At 74.0% G+C, this 7,945-nt stretch carries 9 protein-coding genes and 1 pseudogene; 7 read left to right on the plus strand and 3 right to left on the minus strand.

Features of this window, described 5'->3' with window-relative positions:
* A partial coding sequence (locus ABT116_RS36540) for a hypothetical protein (protein ID WP_351643123.1) occupies nt 1-288 on the minus strand: 288 nt, incomplete at its 3' end.
* A 1-nt stretch (nt 289) separates the two neighbouring features.
* On the opposite strand from ABT116_RS36540, the gene ABT116_RS36545 reads away from it, so the two are divergent.
* On the plus strand, nt 290-595 hold the full coding sequence (locus tag ABT116_RS36545; protein ID WP_351643126.1) for a hypothetical protein: 306 nt from the start codon (nt 290-292) through the stop codon (nt 593-595).
* The gene (locus ABT116_RS36550) at nt 592-1,422 is read left to right on the plus strand and encodes a hypothetical protein (protein WP_351643129.1); all 831 of its coding nucleotides are present in this window, start codon (nt 592-594) and stop codon (nt 1,420-1,422) included. Before ABT116_RS36545 ends, ABT116_RS36550 begins: the two co-directional genes overlap by 4 nt.
* Here the strand turns inward: ABT116_RS36550 and ABT116_RS36555 are convergent.
* A complete protein-coding gene (locus ABT116_RS36555; protein ID WP_351643131.1) occupies nt 1,407-2,000 on the minus strand; it encodes a TetR/AcrR family transcriptional regulator in 594 nt (197 codons plus the stop codon). The genes ABT116_RS36550 and ABT116_RS36555 overlap by 16 nt on opposite strands.
* A 244-nt stretch (nt 2,001-2,244) precedes the next feature.
* Here ABT116_RS36555 and ABT116_RS36560 point away from each other — a divergent pair, with 244 nt between their 5' ends.
* Genes ABT116_RS36560 through ABT116_RS36575 form a run of 4 tightly spaced genes read left to right on the plus strand, consistent with a single transcriptional unit; the run spans nt 2,245 to nt 7,004 of the window.
* On the plus strand, nt 2,245-2,790 hold the full coding sequence (locus tag ABT116_RS36560) for a (2Fe-2S)-binding protein (RefSeq protein ID WP_351643134.1): 546 nt from the start codon (nt 2,245-2,247) through the stop codon (nt 2,788-2,790).
* Nucleotides 2,787-3,779 (plus strand): FAD binding domain-containing protein, encoded by a 993-nt coding sequence (locus tag ABT116_RS36565; protein WP_351643137.1) that lies wholly within the window; start codon nt 2,787-2,789, stop codon nt 3,777-3,779. Before ABT116_RS36560 ends, ABT116_RS36565 begins: the two co-directional genes overlap by 4 nt.
* Complete coding sequence (locus tag ABT116_RS36570; RefSeq protein WP_351643140.1) at nt 3,776-5,887, plus strand: xanthine dehydrogenase family protein molybdopterin-binding subunit; 2,112 nt, start codon at nt 3,776-3,778, stop codon at nt 5,885-5,887. The genes ABT116_RS36565 and ABT116_RS36570 overlap by 4 nt, the downstream gene beginning before the upstream one ends.
* On the plus strand, nt 5,880-7,004 hold the full coding sequence (locus tag ABT116_RS36575) for an XdhC family protein (RefSeq protein ID WP_351643142.1): 1,125 nt from the start codon (nt 5,880-5,882) through the stop codon (nt 7,002-7,004). Before ABT116_RS36570 ends, ABT116_RS36575 begins: the two co-directional genes overlap by 8 nt.
* Before the next feature lie 122 nt (nt 7,005-7,126).
* Here ABT116_RS36575 and ABT116_RS36580 read toward each other — a convergent pair whose 3' ends face one another.
* The gene (locus ABT116_RS36580; protein WP_351643145.1) at nt 7,127-7,690 is read right to left on the minus strand and encodes an NAD(P)H-dependent oxidoreductase; all 564 of its coding nucleotides are present in this window, start codon (nt 7,688-7,690) and stop codon (nt 7,127-7,129) included.
* 108 nt (nt 7,691-7,798) lie between these two features.
* On the opposite strand from ABT116_RS36580, the pseudogene ABT116_RS36585 reads away from it, so the two are divergent.
* A pseudogene (locus ABT116_RS36585) lies at nt 7,799-7,945 on the plus strand (TetR/AcrR family transcriptional regulator); the annotation flags it as partial.

Genomic DNA, 7,945 nt, shown 5'->3' on the forward strand with positions numbered 1-7,945 from the left:
ACGTCCACGCCCTGCCAGAGTGACAGCGTGCCGAAGAGGCAGGTCTTCGGGTCGGCCGACCGCCTCCGCCCCGTCCGCCACTCCCACGGCCTCGGCCGCCCAGTCGCCGTCCCCCGCCTTGTCGGCCTCGGACACGGCGACCACCGGCACCGGCGCGCCCACGGCCTCGGCCGCCCCGCCCGGCGGGGAGGAGACAACCGCTCCCGCCGCGACGACCACCGCACCCCCCACCGCGACGACGCCGACGACCACGGCCCCGCCCGCCGGCCCCGCCGTCAAGGACGTCACCGTGACGGCCTTCCGGCAGACCGGCCCCACGACCGCCACGGCGACCCTCGGCATCACCACGGACGGCACCGGCCCGGTCTCGATCACCGTCTCCTGGTTCACGGGCGACACCGCGGGACAGCCGGGCACGGCGGACGGCGCGTCCCAGACCTTCGAGCGCAGCGGCGCCACCCAGTACACGCTCAGCGTCGACCACACCTTCCAGAACCTCGGCTGCTACTGGACGGTGCAGGCGACCACGACCCCGGCCGCCGCCGACGGCGGCGCCTCGCAGCAGCTCCTGACCAGGCGGTGCGACCTGCGATGACCGCACACGACGACGCACGCACGACCGAACCGCCCGCCGACGAGCGGACAGAAATGCTGGGTTCCGCCGACGAGCAGACAAAGGTGCTGGGTTCCAGCAGCGAGCAGACCGCGGTGCTGGGTCGTGCCGGGGAGCAGACCGCGGTGCTCGGTCGTGCCGGCGAACGGCCCGAGGCGCTCGGATGTCCCGCCGACCGGACCCGCACGCCCGGAGTCGATACGGAGTACAGCGCCACCGTCCTTGCCAGCCACTGGATCCAGCGGCCCGGAGCCGACGCGACCCTCGCAGAGCAGGCGGCGACGGCGCCTGCCCGGCCGACGTCCCCCGACCGGGTCGAAGGAAGCGTGCTGCGTTTTGGCCCGGGTGTGACCGCCGCCGTTCAGCACCGCACCCACCGGACACTCCCCGCCGTCCCGCTGCCTCCCGCGCCCCGGCAGCGACGGTTGCGCAGGCACGTCCTGCCCGCGCTGGTCGTGCTCTGCGTCCTCGCGTTCCTCGCCTGGCAGCGCCTCGGTCCGCCCCTGGCGGTGAGCAAGGTGACGGTCACGGCCCGGCCGACGTCCCTGGGCTGCGACGGCACCGCGGACCTCGTCGCCCTCGTGACCACGAACGGCCGCCCTGGCACGCTGTCCTACCGCTGGATCCGCAGCGACGGCACCGCCTCGGGCGTGCTGAAGGAAGAACTGGCCCGGGGACAGCGGCAGGCACGCCTTCACCTGCGCTGGACCTTCCAGGGCACGGGGCACCGGACGGCCCGGGCCGAACTGCGCATCCTCTCCGGGACGCCGCGCACGGCCGGCGCCGGCTTCACCTACGACTGCCCCTGACGTCCGGCAGCCGCCCCCACGCGCAGCCCGTCCATGACGAAATCCAGCAGGCGGGTGGCGCGAGGCTGCCAGTCGGTGCCGGGGGGCAGCGTCCAGAGCCCGCCGATGACGAGGAAGAGGTCGTCCGCGGTGACCCCCGGGCGGATGGTGCCGGCCTCCTCCGCGGCCCGGAGCAGCAGCTCGGCCGCCTCGGTCACGGGGGCGTGCCCGGGCTTCGCCGGCTGCCCCGGTGCGCTGGTGGCCTGGCGGATCGCGTCGGCCAGGCCCGCCTTGGTCATGGCGAACCGCGCCAGCCGGTCCATCCACTCGCGCAGCGCCCGGTCGGGCTCCCGGCTCTCCAGCAGCGGTGCCGCGGTGTCGGCTACCTGCTGCATCTCGTGCCGGTAGATCTCCAGCACGAGTGCCTCGCGGGTGGGGAAGTGGCGGTAGAAGGTGCCCTGCCCGACGCCCGCCTTCTTGGCGATCGCGCTCAGCGGGACGTCCGCCGAACGTGTCAGTTCCTCCAGGGCCACCGCCAGGATGCGCTCACGGTTGCGCTGCGCGTCCGAGCGCAGGGGGGCGTCCTTCTTCTGCCGCACTCGTACTCCTCGCGGGCCGCGGCCGAAACCCGACCTTGCTAAGCGGACAGTTGTCCGTTACGTTTCCCGAGTAGCGGACAACTGTCCGCTTGTTCCATCGTATCGGCGGGCCACCCGTGCGGACAGCCCGTGCCGGACACGTCGCGTGCGGGCCCGCCCCGCATCCCGTCCGGCCGCGGACCGGCACCACCACCCGCAGTGCCCCCGCCCCCTTACTCGGCGATGTGAGAGAGAAGGCTTCCCCATGCCCCCATCGACGTCCAGCGACCTCACCCTGTCCGTCAACGGCGACAAGTACACGCTGACCGTCGACCACCGCACCACCCTGCTCGACGCCCTGCGCGAACGACTCGACATGACGGGCACCAAGAAGGGCTGCGACCAGGGCCAGTGCGGTGCCTGCACGGTCCTGCTCGACGGCCGCCGCAGTCTGGCCTGCCTCCAGCTCGCCGTGGCCGCCGAGGGGCGCGAGGTGACAACCATCGAAGGCGTGGCCGAGGGCGAGCGGCTGCACCCCGTGCAGCAGGCGTTCCTCGACCTGGACGGCTTCCAGTGCGGCTACTGCACACCGGGCCAGATCTGCTCGGCCATCGCCGTGATCGAGGAGCACGCGGCCGGCTGGCCGAGCGCCGTCACCGGCGACGTCCGGCCCGAGGCGGGGCCACCGCCGCTGACCCCGGAGGAGATCCGCGAACGCATGAGCGGCAACCTGTGCCGCTGCGGCGCCTACGTGTCGATCGTCCAGGCCGTGGCCCGGGCCGCTCAGGAGACGAAGGGGGCGGCGGCATGAGGGAGTTCGGCTACCAACGGGCGTACGACGTCTCCGGCGCCGTGGCACTGCTCGACGGCGACGGGGAAGCCCGGTTCCTGGGCGGCGGCACCAACCTCGTCGACCTGATGAAGACCGGCGTCGAACGGCCCGCCCGGCTTGTGGACGTACGCGAACTGCCTCTGAACCGCGTCGAGCCGGCCGAGGACGGCGGGCTGCGGATCGGGGCGACCGTCACCAACAGCGACCTGGCCGCCCACCCCGAGGTCCGGCGCCGCTACCCGGCCCTGGCACAGGCGGTGCTGGCCGGAGCCTCCGGGCAGCTGCGCAACATGGCCACCGTCGGCGGCAACCTCCTCCAGCGCACCCGCTGCGGCTACTTCGCCGACGTCCACTCTCCCTGCAACAAGCGCGATCCCGGCAGCGGCTGCCCCGCGATCGCGGGTGAGCACCACAATCACGCCGTCCTGGGCGCCTCCGACCACTGCGTGGCCACCCACCCCTCCGACATGGGCGTGGCACTGGCCGCCCTCGACGCGAGCGTGTCGTACGAAACGGCTGCGGGGGCAGGCGAGTTGCCGCTCGCCGACTTCTACCTTCCGGTGGGGGAGACCCCACATCTGGAGACCGCCCTGCCGCCGGGCGCGCTCATCGCCGGCGTCACCCTCCCGGCCACCGCGACAGCGGCCAACTCCCGCTACCGCAAGGTGCGCGAGCGGGCCTCGTACGCCTTCGCCATCGGTTCCGTAGCCGCCGCGCTCGACGTGCGGGACGGCCACGTCCACGACGTGCGGCTGGCGTTCGGCGCGGTCGCCTCCCGCCCCTGGCGCGCCCGCACGGCCGAACGCGTCCTGACCGGCGCCAAGGCCGACGCCCAGCACTTCGCGGCCGCCGCGGACGCCGAACTTGCGGCCGCCCGACCCCTGCCCCACAACGGATACAAGGTGACCCTGATGCGCAACCTCGTCGTGGCCGTGCTGAGCGAACTCGCCGAGGAGGCCGCCCGATGACCACCGTCACCCAGGGCAACGCCGGCACCGCGCACACCCGCGTCGAAGGCCGCGACAAGGTCACCGGCGCGGCCCGCTACGCCGGCGAGATCCCCTTCGCGAACCTCGCCCACGGCTGGCTGGTGCTGTCGACCGTGGCCCGCGGCCGTGTCCGCGCCCTGGACACCGACGCCGTGCTCGCGATGCCCGGCGTCCTCACTGTGCTCCACCACGGCAACGCCCCGCGCGTCGACACCGCCTTCACCGGCATGATGGGCGTCGCGCCGGACCCGAGCACCGGCCTCTTCCAGCACGACCGGGTGCCCCACATGGGCTGGCCGGTGGCCCTGGTCGTCGCCGAGACGTCCGAGCAGGCCCGGGAGGCCGCCGGGGCCCTGGTGGTGCACTACGACCGGGAGCCGCACGACGTCGCGTTCTCCGCGCGGCGCGAGTCCGAGGCGTACCCGCTCGACGGGCACATGCCGGCCGTGGTGGAGAAAGGCGACCTGGAGGCCGAACTGGCGGCGTCCGCCGTCGTGGTGGACGCGGAGTACACCACCCCCGAGGAGCACCACAACCCGATGGAGCCGCACGCGGCGGCGGCCCGGTGGGAGGACGGCCGACTGGAGGTCGTCGACTCCAACCAGGGCACCGGCTGGGTCGCCGACGAGCTCGCTAACCTCTTCTCCCTCGACCCCGCCTCCGTGCGGGTCCGCTCCGAACACGTCGGCGGCGGCTTCGGCAGCAAGGGCACCCGGGCGCACCAGGTGGCCGCCGTGATGGCCGCGACGGTGCTGCAGTGCCCCGTGCGGGTCGTCCTGACCCGCCGGCAGATGTTCTCCCTCGCCGGCCACCGCAGCCCCACCGCCCAGCGCGTCAGGCTCGGCGCCGACGCGGACGGGCGGCTGCGCGCCCTGGAGCACCGGTCCCTGAACCAGACCTCGACCGTGCACGACTTCGTCGAGCCGAGCGCCGCGGCGAGCCGGTCGATGTACGCCGCCGACGCCCACCACACGGCCAGCCGGCTCGTGAAGCTCGACGTCCCCACCCCGACCTGGATGCGCGCCCCGGGCGAGGCGTCGGGCTCGTTCGCGCTGGAGTCGGCGCTCGACGAGCTCGCCGAGCGATGCGGCGTCGACCCCATCGAACTGCGGGTCCGCAACGAGCCCGCGGTGGGCCCCGTGTCAGGGCTGCCGTTCGGCAGCCGCAACCTGATCGCCTGCTTCCGGGAAGGCGCCCGCAGGTTCGGCTGGGACGGGCGGGATCCGCGGCCCGGCCTGCGCCGGGAGGGCCGCTGGCTGCTCGGCACGGGAACCGCGGCGGCCTCCTTCCCCGCGATGGCCATGCCGTCCACGGCGGCCGTGACCGCACAGGCGGACGGCACCTTCACGGTGCGGGTCAACGCCGCGGACATCGGCACCGGCGCGAGGACCGCGCTCACCCTGATCGCCGCGGACGCCCTGGACGTGCCCGCGGACCGTGTCCGGGTGCGGATCGGGGACAGCGACCTCGGTCCCGCCATGATCGCCGGCGGTTCGGCGGGCACCCGCTCCTGGGGCTGGGCCGTCATGGCAGCCGCCGGGGAACTGCGCCGGAGCCTCCCGCCCGGCGCCGACATCCCCCCGGAGGGCGTCACCGTACGGTCGGACACGGCCGAGGCCGTCGGCGCCCTCGCCCGGAAGGAGCGGCACTCCTTCGGGGCGCAGTTCGCCGAGGTCGCCGTCGATCCCGCCACCGGGGAGATCCGCGTCCGCCGCATGCTGGGCATCTTCGCGGCCGGCCGGATCGTGAACCCGCTCACCGCCCGCAACCAGTTCGTCGGCGGCATGATCTGGGGCATCTCCATGGCCCTGCACGAGGAAGCCGTCCGCGACCGGGCGAGCGGCGGCCTCTACGGCGCCGACCTCGCCGGCTACCACGTCGCCGCGCACGCCGACGTGCCGCACATCGAGGCCGACTGGGTCGACGACCCCGAGCCGGACGACCCGGTGGGCATCAAGGGCATCGGCGAGGTCGGCATCGTGGGCGCGGCCGCGGCGGTCGCCAACGCCGTGTGGCACGCGACCGGCGTACGCCACCGGAACCTGCCGATCCGGCCCGACCGCGTGCTGGCGGGCGGCGATGCTTGATCTCGCAGGGCCCCTGCACGGGTGGATCGAGGAGGGCCGGGACTTCGCCGTCGCCACGGTGGTCGCGGTCGGCGGCAGCGCCCCGCGCCCTCCCGGCGCCGCGCTCGCCGTGTGCGCCGACGGCACGGCCGTCGGCTCGGTCTCCGGTGGCTGCGTGGAAGGAGCGGTGTACGACCTGTGCCTCCAGGCCCTCCAGGACGGCGAGGCCGTGGTGGAGCGGTTCGGCTACAGCGACGAGGACGCCTTCGCGGTGGGACTGACCTGCGGCGGGACGATCGACGTCATGATCACCCCGTTCCGGGGCGCCCGTCCGGCCGAGACCGCCGCCCTGGCAGCCGCCGCCCGGGAGGAACCCGTGGCCCTCGCCCGGGTGGCCCGGGGCCCGTCCGGCCTCCTCGGCCGGGCGCTGCTGGTCCGTCCCGACGGCTCGTACGTCGGCGGTCTCGGCGGTGCCCCGGACCTGGACCGTGCCGCGCTCGACCGGGCCCGCGCCCTGCTCGCCGCCGGGCGCACCGGCACGGTGGAACTCTCCGAGGACGGGTCGCACTGCCCCGGCGGTCTCACGCTGCTCGTCGAGTCGGCCGCCCCTGCGCCCCGCATGATCGTCTTCGGCGCGATCGACTTCGCGGCGGCCCTGGCACGGGCCGGGAAGTTCCTCGGCTACCACGTCACCGTGTGCGACGCCCGCCCTGTCTTCGCGACCCGGGCCCGCTTCCCCGAGGCAGATGAGATCGTCGTCGACTGGCCCGACCGCTACCTGCGGCGCACGAGGACCGACGGGCGCACGGTGCTGTGCGTGCTGACCCATGACGCGAAGTTCGACATCCCCCTGCTGACGGAGGCACTGCGGCTGCCCGTCGCCTACGTCGGCGCCATGGGCTCCCGCCGCACCCACGAGGACCGCGAACGGCGGCTGCGGGACGCGGGCGTCAGCGAGCGCGAGCTGGCCCGGCTCAGGTCTCCGATCGGCCTTGACCTGGGGGCCCGTACGCCCGAGGAGACCGCCGTGTCGATCGCGGCGGAGATCATCGCGGTACGGCACGGCGGCACGGGCGCTCCACTCACCGGCGCGGACAGGCCGATCCACCGGCCTGAGCGCGAGCCGCAGCCGGTCTGAGCCTGAGCCGCAGCCGGTCTGAGCGTGAGCAGCCGCAGCCGGTCCGAGCGACTGCCGCCGATGTTCCGGAGGGGCCGGGGCCGTTCCCGGCCGCGGCCCCTCCGTGGGCACGAGGTGAGGCGTCAGGCCGCGGCGGGCTCCGAGGCGTGACCGTGCAGACGGGCGATGACCTCGGTCAGCTGCTCTGCGACCTCGGCGTCGTCGGCCGGGTGCGTCTCGGCGAAGCGGGTCATGGAGCCGGGGATGGACAGCTTGACGTCCTCCAGGACCTTGCCGCCGGCCACGCCCACGGACTTGCGGGTCTCGTCGTGCGCCCAGACACCGCCGTACTGGCCGAACGCGGTGCCGACCACGGCGACCGGCTTGCCGTTGAGGGCACCGGCACCGTACGGGCGGGACAGCCAGTCGATGGCGTTCTTCAGCACGGCCGGGATGGTCCCGTTGTACTCCGGGGTGAACAGGATCAGGCCGTCGGCGGCGTTCGCGGCATCACGCAGCCGCGCGGCGGCGGCCGGGACGCTACCCTCCACGTCGATGTCCTCGTTGTAGAAGGGGATCTCGGCCAGACCCTCGAACAGGTCCACCTCGGCACCTTCGGGGGCGAGCTTGACGGACGCCTCGGCGAGCTGACGGTTGTGCGAACCGGCGCGGAGGCTGCCGACGAGGGCGAGGATACGAACGGACATGCTGACTCCCACATCTAGGCGCTGCTCTGAGGCACTGATGACGATCCGGACCGGGGTCCGTTTAACGTTCTAGCATCCTAACCGGACCGCGGTCCAGTTTTGTTCCCAATGCTTTACGCTGGCTTCATGTCCACCGCCCCGCCCCCCTTCCCGACGCCCCAGGAGCCCGTCGACCATCCCGAGCTGCTTCAGCTCGGCACCGCCCTGGAGGGCGACGAGCCGTGCCTGCGGGCCGACGCCGCGCGCAACCGGGCC

The organism is Streptomyces sp. NPDC002130, assembly GCF_040296465.1.
GTDB lineage: Bacteria > Actinomycetota > Actinomycetes > Streptomycetales > Streptomycetaceae > Streptomyces.

Coding starts and splice junctions, on each gene's coding strand:
- ABT116_RS36575 (WP_351643142.1), top strand. CDS start 5,880: ATGCTTGATCTCGCAGGGCCCCTGCACGGGTGGATCGAGGAGGGCCGG.
- ABT116_RS36565 (WP_351643137.1), top strand. CDS start 2,787: ATGAGGGAGTTCGGCTACCAACGGGCGTACGACGTCTCCGGCGCCGTG.
- ABT116_RS36580 (WP_351643145.1), bottom strand. CDS start 7,690: ATGTCCGTTCGTATCCTCGCCCTCGTCGGCAGCCTCCGCGCCGGTTCG.
- ABT116_RS36550 (WP_351643129.1), top strand. CDS start 592: ATGACCGCACACGACGACGCACGCACGACCGAACCGCCCGCCGACGAG.
- ABT116_RS36560 (WP_351643134.1), top strand. CDS start 2,245: ATGCCCCCATCGACGTCCAGCGACCTCACCCTGTCCGTCAACGGCGAC.
- ABT116_RS36570 (WP_351643140.1), top strand. CDS start 3,776: ATGACCACCGTCACCCAGGGCAACGCCGGCACCGCGCACACCCGCGTC.